This is a genomic window from Klebsiella sp. GW_Kp182, from assembly GCF_040062275.1.
GTDB classification, from domain to species: domain Bacteria; phylum Pseudomonadota; class Gammaproteobacteria; order Enterobacterales; family Enterobacteriaceae; genus Klebsiella; species Klebsiella michiganensis.
The window spans coordinates 120,257-134,908 of sequence record NZ_JBEAFQ010000014.1 but is presented as its reverse complement, the minus strand read 5'-3'; the positions used below and the strand labels follow the sequence as shown (position 1 = coordinate 134,908).

General features: G+C 60.4%; 12 protein-coding genes. 4 read left to right on the top strand and 8 right to left on the bottom strand.

Annotated elements, in window-relative coordinates; all coding sequences use genetic code 11:
* Window positions 1-179 precede the first annotated feature (179 nt).
* Genes lsrG through lsrA form a run of 6 tightly spaced genes read right to left on the bottom strand, consistent with a single transcriptional unit; the run spans window position 180 to window position 5,886 of the window.
* Entirely contained in the window at window positions 180-476 is a 297-nt protein-coding gene (lsrG, locus tag ABLU88_RS15465) for a (4S)-4-hydroxy-5-phosphonooxypentane-2,3-dione isomerase (protein ID WP_004854408.1), read from the bottom strand.
* Entirely contained in the window at window positions 473-1,360 is an 888-nt protein-coding gene (gene lsrF, locus ABLU88_RS15460; RefSeq protein WP_004125444.1) for a 3-hydroxy-5-phosphonooxypentane-2,4-dione thiolase, read from the bottom strand. Before lsrF ends, lsrG begins: the two co-directional genes overlap by 4 nt.
* Window positions 1,361-1,371: 11 nt before the next feature.
* Window positions 1,372-2,373 (bottom strand): autoinducer 2 ABC transporter substrate-binding protein LsrB, encoded by a 1,002-nt coding sequence (lsrB, locus tag ABLU88_RS15455; RefSeq protein ID WP_025108305.1) that lies wholly within the window; start codon window positions 2,371-2,373, stop codon window positions 1,372-1,374.
* A gap of 1 nt (window position 2,374) precedes the next feature.
* The gene (gene lsrD / locus ABLU88_RS15450) at window positions 2,375-3,367 is read right to left on the bottom strand and encodes an autoinducer 2 ABC transporter permease LsrD (RefSeq protein WP_014226923.1); all 993 of its coding nucleotides are present in this window, start codon (window positions 3,365-3,367) and stop codon (window positions 2,375-2,377) included.
* Complete coding sequence (lsrC, locus tag ABLU88_RS15445; RefSeq protein WP_014226924.1) at window positions 3,368-4,402, bottom strand: autoinducer 2 ABC transporter permease LsrC; 1,035 nt, start codon at window positions 4,400-4,402, stop codon at window positions 3,368-3,370.
* Entirely contained in the window at window positions 4,399-5,886 is a 1,488-nt protein-coding gene (gene lsrA / locus ABLU88_RS15440) for an autoinducer 2 ABC transporter ATP-binding protein LsrA (RefSeq protein WP_122116841.1), read from the bottom strand. Before lsrA ends, lsrC begins: the two co-directional genes overlap by 4 nt.
* A 219-nt stretch (window positions 5,887-6,105) precedes the next feature.
* Here lsrA and lsrR point away from each other — a divergent pair, with 219 nt between their 5' ends.
* From lsrR to ABLU88_RS15425, 3 genes are all read left to right on the top strand, one after another.
* Entirely contained in the window at window positions 6,106-7,077 is a 972-nt protein-coding gene (gene lsrR / locus ABLU88_RS15435; RefSeq protein WP_004105944.1) for a transcriptional regulator LsrR, read from the top strand.
* Window positions 7,078-7,114: 37 nt separating this feature from the next.
* A complete protein-coding gene (lsrK, locus tag ABLU88_RS15430) occupies window positions 7,115-8,707 on the top strand; it encodes an autoinducer-2 kinase (RefSeq protein WP_064358289.1) in 1,593 nt (530 codons plus the stop codon).
* A 223-nt stretch (window positions 8,708-8,930) separates the two neighbouring features.
* On the top strand, window positions 8,931-10,952 hold the full coding sequence (locus tag ABLU88_RS15425; protein WP_122116836.1) for an NADPH-dependent 2,4-dienoyl-CoA reductase: 2,022 nt from the start codon (window positions 8,931-8,933) through the stop codon (window positions 10,950-10,952).
* Window positions 10,953-11,002: 50 nt separating this feature from the next.
* Here the strand turns inward: ABLU88_RS15425 and rlmG are convergent, their stop codons facing one another.
* Window positions 11,003-12,133, bottom strand: a complete 1,131-nt coding sequence (gene rlmG, locus ABLU88_RS15420) for a 23S rRNA (guanine(1835)-N(2))-methyltransferase RlmG (RefSeq protein ID WP_103814268.1) — start codon at window positions 12,131-12,133, stop codon at window positions 11,003-11,005.
* 104 nt (window positions 12,134-12,237) lie between these two features.
* A complete protein-coding gene (locus ABLU88_RS15415) occupies window positions 12,238-13,581 on the bottom strand; it encodes a glycoside-pentoside-hexuronide (GPH):cation symporter (RefSeq protein WP_046878299.1) in 1,344 nt (447 codons plus the stop codon).
* A gap of 107 nt (window positions 13,582-13,688) precedes the next feature.
* Here ABLU88_RS15415 and ABLU88_RS15410 point away from each other — a divergent pair, with 107 nt between their 5' ends.
* Window positions 13,689-14,555, top strand: a complete 867-nt coding sequence (locus ABLU88_RS15410; protein ID WP_348836945.1) for a helix-turn-helix domain-containing protein — start codon at window positions 13,689-13,691, stop codon at window positions 14,553-14,555.
* Window positions 14,556-14,652 lie beyond the last annotated feature (97 nt).

Here is a 14,652-nt window from a genome sequence, read left to right as displayed (position 1 = left end):
GTACGGAAGGAATGGATACCGTGTAGAGATGTGGAAAAGCGCTTCTGGCAGACTGTAATAAATGCACGATGAAGTCTCTGCTGTTTTGTTAGCGCAACCAGCAGCTCGCACTTCACCGCGCTTTTCATTTTTCTGGGGTACCTCAGCCCTTCAGGAAAGGGCCGGGGTGAGGGCTCGTCTTACACCTCCGGCAGCAGGCCGATAAAGCTGCGCTTCTGCCGCGGCTGCGACATCAACGCCTCCAGCTTCGCCACGCAGGCCAGATAGTGCGGGGTTTTCTTGTGCGCCAGCACCGCGTCATCGTCGATATAGGCTTCATAGATAAAAAAGCGCGTCTTCACCTCCGGGTCCTGCAGGACGTCAAAGCGCAGATTGCCCGGCTCCTGCAGCGCCCCTTCGTGGTTGGCGCGGAACACCTCAAGAAACTCGTCGACCCGTTCCGGTTTGATATTGATTTCCACCAGCGTTACGTTCATTGCAGCTCTCCCTGTTTTTCCTCCTGCCAGAACTGATACGCCTCGCGGGCGCTCAGGTTCTCATGCACCACTTTTTTCACCGCCTTCAGCATCGCGCGCGGCGCGCTGGACTGGAAGATATTCCGCCCCATATCCACGCCGGAAGCCCCCTGGTCGATCGCCCGCCAGCACATCTCCAGCGCCTCCTGCTCCGGCAGCTTTTTGCCCCCGGCGATGACGATCGGCACCGGGCAGCTGGCGGTGACTTTCTCAAAGCCTTCCTCAACAAAGTAGGTTTTCACGAACTGCGCCCCCATTTCGGCGGCAATGCGGCTGGCCAGCGAGAAGTAGCGGGCGTCGCGGGTCATCTCTTTGCCCACGCCGGTTACCGCCAGCACCGGCATACCGTAGCGGTTGCCGGCGTCCACCAGCTTGATAATGTTGTTGATCGACTGATGCTCATGCTCGCTGCCGATATAGACCTGCGCCGCCACCGCGCAGACGTTCAGTCGCAGCGCGTCCTCCATCGCCACCGCCACGCACTCGTTGGAAAGCTCGCTAAGGATCGAGTTGCCGCCGGAAGCGCGCAGCACCACCGGTTTGTTGGTCGCCGCCGGCACCTGACTGCGCAGCACGCCGCGGGTGCACATCAGCACGTCGGTCTCTTCGAACAACGGCGCAATAGAGAGATCGATACGCTCCAGCCCGGTGGTCGGCCCCTGAAAATAGCCGTGGTCGAACGCCAGCATCACCGTACGGTTGCTCTGCGGGTTGAAGATACGCGCCAGCCGCGACTGCATCCCCCACTCCAGCGACCCGCAGCCCTTCAGCGTATAGAGCGTATTCTGCTGCGGACGGTCTAAGCCGAAGTTTTTTCCCTCTTTGATATCGTCTAAATCAGCCATCTCATTCTCCATCAGAAATCGTAGTTATTGATATTCTCTTTGGTGAACACCACCCGCTCCGGCAGCAGCACGATGCCGTTGCCTTTCGCTTCATACTGATAGCCCTGTACGCTGTTGGGCTCGACTTTCAGGACGCCGAGATCTTTCACATCAACGCTGTCGCCGACGTTAAGATCGCCCTTTTTCAGCAGACGATCGGCGACGTTAACCGCGATCTTGCCCTGCTGCACCACGTCCCACAGGCCGAAGGCTTTTACCGTGCCGCGCTCCACGTAGGGGCGCATCACGTTCGGGGTACTAAAGCCGACAATCGCCACGCCCTGGCGCTTGAGGTTCTCTGCCGCCTGGGCGGCCGCCGGAAGCGCGTTGGCGTCCGGGGCGATAATGGCGTCGAGATCCGGGTACGCTTTTAAGATCCCCTCGGCGGTTTGCAGCGATTTAGTGGCGTCGTTATAGCCAAACTGCGTGGTCACCACTTCCCACTGCGGATGCGCTTTTTCGATTTTGGCCTTCGCCTCTTTTACCCACTGGTTCTGGTCGGTCACCGTCGGGCTGGAGTAGAAAAACGCCACTTTGGCGCCAGGCTTCGTCACCTGCTTTTCCGCCATCTCCACCAGCAGGCCGCCGAGCTGCTGCGGCGTCCCCTGGTTGATATAGATGCTGCGGCACTCTGGTTTGGTATCGGAGTCCCAGGTCAGGACCTTCACCCCGCGCTGCATCGCCCGCTTCAGCGCCGGGCACAGCCCGTCCGGCGATACGGCGGAGACGATAATCGCGTTGTAGCCCTGGTTGACGAAGTTGTTGATCAGCTGCACCTGGCCGGAGACGCTCGGTTCGGTCGGGCCGTCGTAGGTGACGTCCACGCCGAGCGCTTTGCCCGCCTCTTTCGCGCCGTTACCGCCGCTGGTAAAGAAGCCGACGCCGACCAGCTTAGGAATAAAGGCGATACGGTCCGCCGCCTGGGCCGATGCCATACCCAGCGCCATCGCCAGCACGATCAGTTTTGTTTTCATTTTATGCTCCGATTGTTTTACGCGAGAAAAGACGCCGCCAGCTCATCCGCACCCATTCACGGTGCAGGCTCAGCGAACGCCCCATCACCACCACAACCAACAGCGCCCCTGACAGCGCGCTCGACACCTGGTTGGGGATGCCGACCATTTGCAAACCTTGTTGTAAATAGCCCACCAGCAGCGCGGCCAGCGCCGTGCCGACGATCGAGCCGGAACCGCCGTAGATATTGGCCCCGCCGAGCACCGCGGCGGTCAACGCCGGCATCAGCAGGTCGCGGCCTAAGTCCGAGCGCGCCGAGCCGAAATAGGAGACCATCACCAGCGCCGCTACCGCCGACGCCACGCCCACCAGGCCATACAGCGCGTAGGGCATCCCGTTAACGGAAAGCGCGGCGTAGCGCGCGGCGCGCGGGTTCTGCCCGAGCAGAAAAAGATGCCGCCCAAAGCGCCCGCGGTGGGCCAGCAGCCAGAAGAAAAAGGTGATAACGGCGAACAGCACCAGCGGTATCGGCAGGCCGAACAGGGTCAGGTTGGCGAAGGCGGTAAAGCTATCCGGGAATCCGCCGATGCCTTCGTAGCCGGTTGCCCCGGCCATGCCAGAAAGCAGCAGCGCGCCGCCGCCGTAGAGGTAAAGGGTGCCAAGCGTAATCACCAGCGGGCTAATGCCGGTGTAATGAATCAGCGCCGCGTTCAGCAACCCGCACAGCAGGCCGAGCAGCAGCGTCAGGGGGATCGCGAGACTCATGGGCCAGCCTGCCTGCATCATCACCCCCAGCGCGATGGCGCACAGGCCGATGGTGGAACCGAGCGAAATATCAATCCCGCCGCTGATAATTACCAGCGTCAGCGGCAGCGCCACGATGCCAATGCAGATAAAGTCGCTGGTACTGAACAGCAGCATATTGAGATCCAGCATGCGCGGATTCAGGGCGCCAAACAGCAGGATCTCCAGCACCAGTAGCGCCAGCAGCGCGCTTTCCCAGTTGAGCTTCATTTACGCCACCTCTTTGTTTTTGCGTTCGGGAAACGGGGCCACGCGCTTGCCCCCTTTATTACCGGGCTGAAAGCGGCTGTACTTCAGCGCCCGCTGATGGCGGGCCAGCGCCTGGCGCAGCCGCCCGTCGAGCACCAGTACGCCGAGCAGCACCAGGCCGGCGATGAAGTCGTTCCACCACGCCGGGAGACGGAACAGCACCAGCACGGTGTCAATTTGGGTGAGGAAGAAGGCGCCGAGAAAAGCGCCCAGCAGCGTGCCGGTACCGCCAAGCAGCGAGATCCCGCCGAGCACGCAGGCGGCGATGGCCTTCATCTCCAGGCCGCTGCCGGTCTGATTGGGCACAAAGCCAATCTGCGCGGCGAACACAATCCCGGCGCAGGCCGCCAGCATGCCGTTAAGGGTAAATGCCAGCATCCGCGTGCGGTTCACCGCCACCCCGAGCTGGCGGGCCGCGGCGAGGTTATCGCCGACGGCGTAAAAATCACGGCCAAAGGCGGTGCGCGACAGTATCCAGCCGCCCGCCAGCAGCAGCGCCAGCACCAGCCAGCCCAGCGGCGAAATACCGATGAACGCCGGTTCCGACAGCGCCTTCAGGCTGTTCGGCAAGCCTTCAATCCACTTACCGCCGGTCCACAGCAGCATCACCCCGCGATAAAGCCCGAGGGTGCCGAGGGTGGCGACAATCGCCGGGATGCGCAGCCCCACCACCAGCAGGCCGTTAAAGGCGCCGGCCAGCGCGCCGATCGCCAGCGCGAAGGCGATGGCGGTCATCAGGCCATACCCGCTATTCAGCGCCACGCCTGTCGCGATAGCGCTCAGGCCGACGGTGGAGCCTACCGAAACGTCGATATTGCGAGTGAGCATCACCAGCGTTGCCCCCAGCGCCAGCAGGCAAAGGATTTGCGCGCTGGCAAAGATCATGGCCAGGGTTTGCAAACTGAAATAAGCCGGGTTGAGCGCCACCAGCCCGGCAAACAGCACCACGATGGCGAGAAAGGCGCTCAGTTCACGATTCTTTAATAACGTTTTCATGCCTGTCCTCCGAAGGCCAGGGTCATCATCCGGTCAACGCTGACCGCCTGCTGCGCCAGCTCGCCGCTCTGCCTGCCCTGATGCATCACCAGCACCCGATCGGCCAGGCCAACGAACTCGTCGAGATCGCTGGAGATCATCAATACCGCCACGTTCTGCGCGGCGACGCTTTTCAACAGCTGATAGATGTCGGCGCGGGCGGAAACGTCCACGCCGCGGGTCGGCTCATCGACGATCAGCAGCAGCGGGTTAGCCTCCAGGCAGCGCGCCAGCAGTACCTTCTGCTGGTTACCGCCGGAGAGCGTGCGCACCGGGCGATCGCCATCGGCCATTTTGATCCCCAGCGCCCGGTGATAGCGCTCCACCAGCGCCGCTTCGCGCCTGTTCTGCTGCCACAGCGACGGCTGGTTAAACATCACCGTGTTCCAGCGCACCGGCGCATCGAGAAACAGCCCGGAAACCTGCCTGTCCTCCGGCAGATAGACCAGCCCGCAGGCCAGCCTGGCGCGCGTACTGTCGCGGCAGATATCGCGGTTTTCCAGCCATACCCGCCCGGCGCGCGCCGGCCGCAGACCGTAGAGCGTTTCGGCAAATTCGGTGCGCCCGGATCCGACCAGCCCGGCGAGGCCGACGATCTCCCCGGCGCGGATCTCCAGGTTGAGATCGATAAAACCTTCTCCGGTCAGATCTTCTACTCTAAGGACCGGGAAATCCTGCGCCTGAGTGCGGCGATTGCCCGGCAGCGCCAGCCACAGCTTTTGCGTGTCGCTCAGCGCACGATCGCGGCTGACGGGCGTCATTGCGCCGATCAGCTGGTTGTCGCCGTAGTGCGCGGTTTCCCCGCTCAGCACCACCGCGCCGTCGCGCATCACCGAGACGTGGCTGGCGACCTGGCGGATCTCCGGCAGCTTGTGCGAGATAAACACGATCCCGACGCCGAGCGCCTGCAAAGAGCGGATCTGGCGAAACAGGCGCTCGGTTTCCCCCGGCGTCAATGAGGCGGTGGGTTCATCAAGGATCAGGATCTGCGCGTCGCGCATCAGCCCGCGCAGGATCTCCACCATTTGTTGGTCGGCGACTTCCAGAGTGCTTGCCGCCGCCTCAAGGTTAAGCTGGCAGCTAAGCTGCTGAAGCTTTTCCTGCAGGCGGGCCTCGGTATCCGCCCGCTTTGGCAGACGAAAAAGAATATTTTCCCGCACCGTCAGATTGGGGAATAACATCGGTTCCTGCGGCACCAGATACACGCCCTGCTGATGGGCCTGGGCGGGAGTAAGGCGCGCAAATGTACGTTCGCCGAGGATGAGCTCACCGCTGTCGGGGGTCTCTACCCCGGCGATAATCTTCATCAGCGTCGATTTTCCGGCGCCGTTACCGCCCATCAGCGCGTGCACCTGGCCGGAAAGCAGCGTGAAATCAATCTGCTTCAGCACGGTGACGCCGGAGAACTGTTTGCCGATTTGGCGAGCTTCAAGCAGGGGCTTCATCATCGCGCCTCATTTTGAACAAAAGATTTTTTAAATTAATAATGTTCAAAAGCGTAGACGGTGAACTATATTTACAACCGTGCAACGATCACAGTTTTATGCTTTCGATCGTTTGAAGAAAACCAGCGGACAACGAAAGATCCGTTTTGCCAGTCGGCTCACATTTTCCGACCGCGCAATAACGAACATATGATCTAAATTTTTATAAGAGTTCACTTTATGAGCGAAAAACGCATTACGGAAGAGAGCCGCTACGCCGGGCTGGCGTTAGCCGAGGAGGAGCTGGTGGCGCGGGTGGCGTGGTGTTACTACCACGACGGCCTGACGCAGAACGACATCGGCGAGCGTTTAGGGCTGCCGCGGTTAAAGATCTCCCGCCTGCTGGAGAAGGGCCGCCAGTCGGGGGTGATCCGCGTCCAGATTAATTCGCGTTATGAGGGCTGCCTGGCGCTGGAAACCGAACTTCAGCAGCGCTTCGGTCTGAAAATTGCCCGCGTGCTGCCGGCGCTGAATACCCCGCCGATGAACACCCGTCTGGGGATTGGCGCGGCGCAATCGTTAATGGGCGTGCTGGAGCCGGGACAGCTGCTGGCGGTGGGCTTTGGCGAAGCCACCATGAGCTGCCTGCAGCATCTGAGCGGGTTTATCGGCTCCCAGCAGGTTCGGCTGGTGACGCTTTCCGGCGGCGTGGGCCCGTATATGACCGGCATTGGCCAGCTGGATGCCGCCTGTAGCGTCAGTATGATCCCCGCGCCGCTGAGGGTGTCATCGGCGGATGTGGCGGAGATCCTGCGCCGGGAATCGAGCGTCCGCGACGTGATCCTCGCCGCGACGGCGGCGGATGCGGCGGTGGTAGGTATCGGCGCCATTGACCAGCGCCGGGACGCCACCATCCTGCGCTCCGGCTATATCAGCGAAGGCGAACAGCTGATGTACGCCCGCAAAGGCGCGGTCGGCGACATTTTAGGTTATTTCCTGCAGGCCGACGGCAAACCGGTTGAAGGGCTGGAGATCCATCGGGAACTGCTCGGCGTCACCCTTGATGAGCTGGCGCAGCTGCCGACCATCGTGGGCGTCGCCGGGGGCACAGAAAAAGCGCAGGCGATTTACGCGGCCCTTATCGGCAAGCGGATTAATGGCCTGGTAACGGAAGAGACAACAGCACGCGCGGTGCTGACGCTGGCCTCATAACGGCCCTGCGCCGCGCAACACGAGCGAGGCGCATGTCATGAGTTACCTGTTAGCGTTAGATGCCGGGACCGGCAGCATTCGGGCGGTCGTATTCGATCTCCAGGGCCGCCAGATAGCGGTCGGCCAGGCCGAATGGAAGCACCTGAGCGTGGACAATGTCCCCGGCTCGATGGAGTTCGACCTTGGCACCAACTGGCAGCTGGCCTGCCAGTGTATCCGTCAGGCGCTGGCCGCCGCCCATCTCTCTGCGGCGGATATTCAGTCCGTGGCCTGCTGCTCGATGCGTGAAGGCATCGTGCTTTACGACCGCAACGGCGAGGCCATCTGGGCCTGCGCCAACGTTGACGCCCGCGCCAGCCGCGAGGTGGCGGAGCTCAAAGAGATCCACGACGACCGTTTTGAATCCGAAGTGTACGGCGTGTCCGGGCAGACCCTGGCACTGAGCGCCATGCCGCGCCTGCTGTGGCTGGCCCATCATCGCCCGGATATCTACCGCAAAGCGGCGACCATCACCATGATCAGCGACTGGCTGGCGGCAAAGCTTTCCGGCGAACTGGCGGTTGACCCTTCTAACGCCGGAACGACCGGCATGCTCGATCTCTTCAGCCGCGACTGGCGCCCGGCGCTGCTGGATATGGCCGGGCTGCGGGCCGATATTCTCTCGCCGGTCAAAGAGACCGGCAGCGTACTGGGAGCGGTGACCGACGCGGCGGCGGCGCAAAGCGGGCTGCGCGCGGGTACGCCGGTGGTGATGGGCGGCGGCGACGTCCAGCTCGGCTGCCTGGGCCTCGGCGTGGTGCGCGCCGGGCAGACGGCGGTGCTCGGCGGCACTTTCTGGCAGCAGGTGGTTAATCTGCCGGAAGTCCGAACTGACCCGGAGATGAATATTCGCGTTAACCCGCACGTCATTCCCGGCATGGCGCAGGCGGAGTCCATCAGCTTCTTCACCGGCCTGACCATGCGCTGGTTCCGCGACGCGTTCTGCGCGGAGGAGAAGCTGATTGCCGGGCGCCTCGGCGTCGACGCCTACAGCCTGCTCGAAGAGATGGCCAGCCGCGTGCCGGCGGGTTCCCACGGGGTGATGCCGATCTTCTCTGACGCCATGCACTTTAAGCAGTGGTACCACGCCGCGCCGTCGTTTATTAACCTCTCCATCGACCCGGAAAAATGCAATAAGGCCACCCTCTTCCGCGCGCTGGAAGAGAACGCGGCGATTGTCTCTGCCTGTAATCTGGCGCAAATTTCGCAGTTTTCCGGCGTGCAGTTTGACAGCCTGGTCTTTGCGGGCGGGGGCTCAAAAGGCGCGCTGTGGAGCCAGATCCTCAGCGATGTCACCGGCCTCCCGGTGCGGGTGCCGGAGGTCCGCGAGGCGACGGCGCTGGGCTGCGCGATCGCCGCCGGCACCGGCGCCGGGCTGTACGGCGATATGGCGGCGACGGGCGAGAAGCTGGTGAGCTGGCACCGGGAATTTACGCCCAATCCGGCGCATCGCGAGCTGTATCACGAGATGATGATCAAATGGCAGTCGGTGTACGCCGAGCAGCTCGGTCTGGTGGACAGCGGATTAACGACCTCGATGTGGCAGGCGCCGGGGCTGACGCGCCGTGCCCCTGTTGCCCCCTCACCCTAAGCCTCTCCCCTACAGGAGAAGAAACCGTCCGGGCATAACTGGCCCCAGCGCCATTCCGCCCTTCTCCCTCTCCCGGAGGGAGAGGGCCGGGGTAAGGGAGAACCTTCCGCCGTTCTTTGAATCCCATCACAATCGCCGCACTCCCCTTTTCCCTTTTCGCCCGCGGCGGCTAAATTAGTAACTCATCCGACCACATAACAATAATTTTACACTGGAAGAGATTATGAGCCGCTACCCGTCGCTTTTCGCCCCGCTTGACCTGGGGTTCACAACGCTCAAAAACCGCGTGTTGATGGGCTCGATGCACACTGGCCTGGAGGAGCTGCCGGACGGCGCACAGCGGCTGGCGGCGTTTTACGCCGAGCGCGCCCGCCACGGGGTGGCGCTGATCGTCACCGGCGGGATTGCCCCGGCGCCTTCCGGCGTCACCATGGCGGGCGGCGCGGTGCTTAACGACGCCAGCCATCTCGCTCATCACCGCCATATCACCGATGCGGTACACGAGGAGGGCGGCAAAATCGCGCTGCAGATCCTGCATACCGGGCGCTACAGCTACCAGCCGCAGCTGGTGGCCCCTTCCGCGCTGCAGGCGCCGATCAACCCCTTTACGCCTCACGAACTGAGCCACGAAGAGATCTTACAGCTGATCGATGATTTTGCCCGCTGCGCCCAGCTGGCGCGGGAAGCCGGGTACGACGGCGTCGAAGTGATGGGCTCGGAAGGCTATCTGATTAACGAATTTCTTGCCGCGCGCACCAACCTGCGCGACGACCAGTGGGGCGCCGACTACGCCCGACGCATGCGTTTTGCCGTAGAGGTGGTCAGAGCCGTGCGGGAGCGCGCGGGCAGCGATTTTATTATTGTCTACCGCCTGTCGATGCTCGACCTGGTCAGCGGCGGCAGCACCCTGGCGGAGGTCACCGCGCTGGCGAAAGCGATTGAGGCCGCCGGGGCCACGATTATCAATACCGGCATCGGCTGGCACGAGGCGCGCATTCCCACCATCGCCACTCCGGTACCGCGCGGCGCGTTTAGCTGGGTCACCCGCAAGCTGAAAGGCGCGGTGTCGATCCCGCTGGTCACCACCAACCGGATTAACGATCCCGCCGTGGCGGAGGCGATCCTGGCCCGCGGAGACGCCGACATGGTATCGATGGCCCGCCCTTTCCTCGCCGACAGCGAATTTCTCTCCAAAGCACAGAGCGGGCGGGCGGATGAGATCAATACCTGTATTGGCTGCAACCAGGCCTGCCTCGATCGGATCTTCGCCGGTAAAGTCACCTCGTGTCTGGTCAACCCGCGCGCCTGCCATGAAACCCTGATGCCGATAGCGCCCGCGACCGCACCGAAGCGGCTGGCGGTAGTCGGCGCCGGTCCTGCCGGCCTGGCCTTTGCCGTTAACGCCGCCTCGCGCGGGCATCAGGTGACGCTCTTTGACGGGCACCATGAGATTGGCGGCCAGTTTACTATCGCCAAACAGATCCCCGGCAAAGAGGAGTTCCATGAAACTCTGCGTTATTACCGCCGGATGCTGGATCTTACCGGCGTCGCGCTGCGGCTTGAAACCCGGGTGACGGCCGACGATCTGCGGGCATTTGATGAGATTATCCTCGCCACCGGGATCGCCCCGCGGATGCCGGATATCGCCGGGATCGATCATCCGAAGGTGCTGAGCTACCTCGATGTCCTGCGTGATAAAGTGCCGGTCGGCGAGAAGGTGGCGATTATCGGCTGCGGCGGGATCGGCTTTGATACCGCCATGTACCTCAGCCAGTCCGGCGTCGCCACCAGCCAGAATATCGACGAGTTCTGTGCGGAATGGGGGATCGATACCAGCCTGCAGAGCGCGGGCGGATTACGCCCGGAGGGGATGCAGCTGGCTAAAAGCCCGCGCCAGATCGTGATGCTGCAGCGCAAAACCAGCAAGCCCGGCGACGGGCTGGGGAAAACCACCGGCTGGATCCACCGCGCCACCCTGCTGGCCCGCGGCGTCAAAATGATTCCCGGCGTCAGCTATCAACGGATCGATGATGCCGGCCTACATGTGACGATCGGCGGCGAATCTCAGGTGCTTAACGTTGATCATGTGATTATCTGCGCCGGTCAGGATCCCCGCCGCGAGCTGGCCGATCCGCTGCAGGCGGCGGGTAAAACGGTGCATTTGATTGGCGGCTGCGACGTGGCGATGGAGCTGGACGCCCGGCGGGCAATCGCTCAGGGCACCCGGCTGGCGCTGTCGATTTAGGGAAAGGAAACCCGGCCGGTAGCCGGGGAAACCGGGAAAGCCGATAACGCTCAGCGCTGTTTGCGCACCTTTGTCGCTTTCAACACCACAAATTTATTATTGGTGGCGATCGTCGCGCAGTTACCGAACGCGCGTTTCAGCTTGCGGAAATAATCGAGATGGCGGTTGCCGACGACATACAGCTCGCCGCCGTACTTCAGACTGCGGCGGGCGTCGTTAAACATCTGCCAGGCAATATGATCGGTGATCGCATGCTGCTGATGAAACGGCGGGTTGCAGAGGATGGCGGCGAAGCGGTCCGGCTCAATATCGGACAGCGCGTTATTCACCACAAACTCGCAGCGCTCGAGGTCATCCGGCATATTGGTTTCGACGTTCAGCCGGCTGGAAGCGACCGCCATATAGGATTCATCGGTAAACATCACCCGGGCGTCCGGGTTTAAAGCCAGCGCTTTCAGGCCAATCACGCCGTTGCCGCAGCCAAGATCGGCGATCTCGCCTTCAATATTTGCCGGCAGATGCTCCAGGAAGAAGCGCGCGCCAATATCCAGGCCGCTGCGGGCGAACACGTTGGCGTGGTTGTGAATCGTCCACGGCGTACCGTCCAGCGGCCAGCTGTAGGTTTGCGGCGCATCGGCCACCTCAGGCGCGGTAAAGGTACAGAAAATCAGCCGCGCCTTTTTCCATGCCAGCGATGTGGTGGTGGTGCCGAGGATCTTCTCAAACAGCGCCAGGGTGGAATTGTGGACATCCCGCGCTTTCGCGGCGGCGATGATGCGGGTTTCCGGCGTGACAACCTCGCGCAGCGCGCGCAGCTGCTGCTCCAGCAGCGCCAGCTGCTTCGGAACCTTAATGAGCACCAGCGCCGGCGCGGCAGGCAGTTCGCTCAGGGGATCCTGAAAACGTACGCTCTCTTCATCAATGCCGTTCATCCGCAGGTTGTAGCGGGTCGCCAGCTCAGATACGTAGGAATCGTTGATGCTGACCGGGTTGCGTTCCGCCAGCGCGCAGCCCAGCGCGCCAAAGCTGTCATTGAAAATGAGCGTCAGGCCGTCGACGTCATTCACCTGTTGCAGCAGATATTCATCCGCCGCTTCCCACGCCTGAAGCGCTTCCTCTTCAGCATTCGGCGGGAACCGCTCTAATGTGAATAACTCACCGTTTAACTCTACCTGGCTCATCGCCTTTGTGCCTCCGGAACACTAAAACCCGCGAGTTTATACGCAAACTTCGCCCAGTAGAATAGAGATGCTCCGATTATCTCCATCTGCCGGGCGACAGTCCGTTACGCCGGGAGGTCGTCCTGCGCCAGGCGCGACAGGCGTTTATCGTCCAGGCTGTACTTGCTCATGATAACAATCAGCAGCGCCACCAGCACCCCGGGGAAGACGGTGAACAGCAGCTTGATCATCTGCAGCGCGGAGTCGGTTTGCTGCGCTGCGCCGCCAACGTAGTCGCCCCATGCCAGCATATAGCCCACCAGCGCGCCGCCGATGGCGATCCCCAGCTTGATGGCAAACAGGTTCGTTGAAAAAACGATCCCGCTGAGCTTTTTACCGCTGCGTTTCTCTTCCGCATCGATAATATCGGACAGCATGCTCCACTGCAGCGGCGTGGCGGCCAGCTGAATAATATTGATGATAATCACCAGCGCAAAGATAGCGGCCACGTTCCCCGCCGGGACGAAGTACATGCCTATCAGCAGCGCCGCCTCAATGGCCATCGAGATTTTAAACCCTTTCACTTTATCAATATTTTTAAAGATAAACGGGGAGAGCATCGCCCCCAGCACGCCGGAAGCCAGGGTGGTGGTCAGCAGCAGACTGCCCAGATCCGCCCGCCCCATAATGTTGTTGACGTAATAGAGCGTGGTCCCGCCTTTAAACAGCACCGCAATCAGGTTAACGACGTTGAGCGCGAAGAGAATGCGCCAGTCCTTGTTGGCGAGCAGGGTTTTCAGATCATCAAGAATGCTGCTTTGATTGTTGACCGCGATATCCGTGGTGTAGCGCTCTTTCGTCAGGCCGAAGCAGATAAAGAACAGAATGATGCTCAGGCACCCCATCACAATCATGGTGTAAAAATAGCCGTTTTGCACATTACCCTGACCCAGCCAGGCCACCAGCGGCAGCGCGGTCAGCGAGACAATCAGACCGCCGAGCGTACTGAGCGCAAAGCGCCAGGACTGAAGCGAAACGCGCTCGCGGGAATCGTTAGAGATATTATTGATCATCGCGCAATACGGAACGTTAATCGCCGTATAGACCAGCGATAATAAGGTATAAGAAACATAGGCGTAAATCAGCTTGCCGGTATAGCCGAAATCCGGCGTATAAAACGTTAAGCAGCAAAGTACGCCAAAAGGAATCGCGAACCATAAAATATAAGGGCGGAATTGCCCATATTTAGTCCGGGTACGATCCGCCACCGCCCCCATTAATACATCGGTGACCGCGTCTAATACCCTGACTGCGAGAAACATGGTCCCCATATGCGCCGGACTTAAACCAAATACGTCGGTATAAAACCAGGCCATAAACAGCATCACCGTCTGCCAGACTAAATTACAGCCGGTATCCCCTAACCCATAGCTAAATTTTTCTTTAATACTGATACGGGCAGTGTTCATCGCGCCTCCGCCAGAAAGATCGTTAATATTTGTCCTCTGTACGTTATTGCTTAGGGCCTACCGATTATGTATAAATCATCCTGTTAAATATAAGAAGAGTGTACCCGATGAGTGATGAATCTCCCGTTTTCGAAAAGATCCCCGTGGGCGCCGGCGAGCTATTTACCCTCCGGGTAGATAACATAAACGATTTCAATGGCATAAACGTAGTCCCGCATTTTCATATGATGGACGAACTGATGTGGTTCCGAGAGTCGGAGGGCAGCTGTTCGATTGGTGATGAGAAATTTACGATAAAAAACAATACCCTGATTTTCGTCCCCGCCTTACTGATCCATGAAATGACGCTCCCGGCCGCCGCCAGCCACAAGCGTTATCTTATGCAATTCGAAAAAGAGTGGCTCGAGGGATACGACCTGTCGCTCCCCGCCGCCCACTGCGGCGCGGTCGCTTACCTTTCCGGCGAGGAAGCCGAGCGCCTGGAGCTGCTGCTGAGCTGGTGCGGCGAGTTCAGCGACTTTACCGATTCGCTGTTTCGCTCCCTGATGCAGAGCGTACTGCTGCACGCCTTTAATAGCCTGAAAGATTCCGTCCCCATTACCGAACGCACCAACCATCGCTATCTGAGCGAGCTGATCGAACTTCTGCAATCTATTGATGAAAATGAAAATTTTGAGATGACAACCGAAGAAGCCGCCCGCCGCTGCCGGTGGTCGAAATCCTGGTTTTCCCGCACCTTTAAATCCGCCTTCGGCATCAGCTTCAAAAAATTTATGCTGCTGCGCAAACTGAATATCGCTATCAATCTACTGACCAACACCGACCTGAAGATTAGCGATATCTCGCAAAGCGCCGGCTTCACCGACAGTGCCTACTTCTGCCTCAAGTTTAAAGAGATGATGAACGACACCCCGCTGGCCTTCCGTCACAAAGTCAGAAGCACCGATGCCGTAGGGCGTCAGGCGGAGAAATAACGCGTTTTTGTGAGCCGCATCACCGGAGAAGTAGACGTTTATTATATAAATAGCCAGAGTCTATATATCCCCGTCGCCATCGCCTATTTACAATCAT

Excerpts from the sequence above, each read along its gene's own strand:
- rlmG (WP_103814268.1), bottom strand. The coding sequence starts at position 12,133 with ATGAGCCAGGTAGAGTTAAACGGTGAGTTATTCACATTAGAGCGGTTC.
- lsrA (WP_122116841.1), bottom strand. The coding sequence starts at position 5,886 with ATGAAGCCCCTGCTTGAAGCTCGCCAAATCGGCAAACAGTTCTCCGGC.
- ABLU88_RS15415 (WP_046878299.1), bottom strand. The coding sequence starts at position 13,581 with ATGAACACTGCCCGTATCAGTATTAAAGAAAAATTTAGCTATGGGTTA.
- ABLU88_RS15410 (WP_348836945.1), top strand. The coding sequence starts at position 13,689 with ATGAGTGATGAATCTCCCGTTTTCGAAAAGATCCCCGTGGGCGCCGGC.
- lsrB (WP_025108305.1), bottom strand. The coding sequence starts at position 2,373 with ATGAAAACAAAACTGATCGTGCTGGCGATGGCGCTGGGTATGGCATCG.
- lsrC (WP_014226924.1), bottom strand. The coding sequence starts at position 4,402 with ATGAAAACGTTATTAAAGAATCGTGAACTGAGCGCCTTTCTCGCCATC.
- lsrK (WP_064358289.1), top strand. The coding sequence starts at position 7,115 with ATGAGTTACCTGTTAGCGTTAGATGCCGGGACCGGCAGCATTCGGGCG.
- lsrF (WP_004125444.1), bottom strand. The coding sequence starts at position 1,360 with ATGGCTGATTTAGACGATATCAAAGAGGGAAAAAACTTCGGCTTAGAC.
- lsrG (WP_004854408.1), bottom strand. The coding sequence starts at position 476 with ATGAACGTAACGCTGGTGGAAATCAATATCAAACCGGAACGGGTCGAC.
- ABLU88_RS15425 (WP_122116836.1), top strand. The coding sequence starts at position 8,931 with ATGAGCCGCTACCCGTCGCTTTTCGCCCCGCTTGACCTGGGGTTCACA.
- lsrR (WP_004105944.1), top strand. The coding sequence starts at position 6,106 with ATGAGCGAAAAACGCATTACGGAAGAGAGCCGCTACGCCGGGCTGGCG.
- lsrD (WP_014226923.1), bottom strand. The coding sequence starts at position 3,367 with ATGAAGCTCAACTGGGAAAGCGCGCTGCTGGCGCTACTGGTGCTGGAG.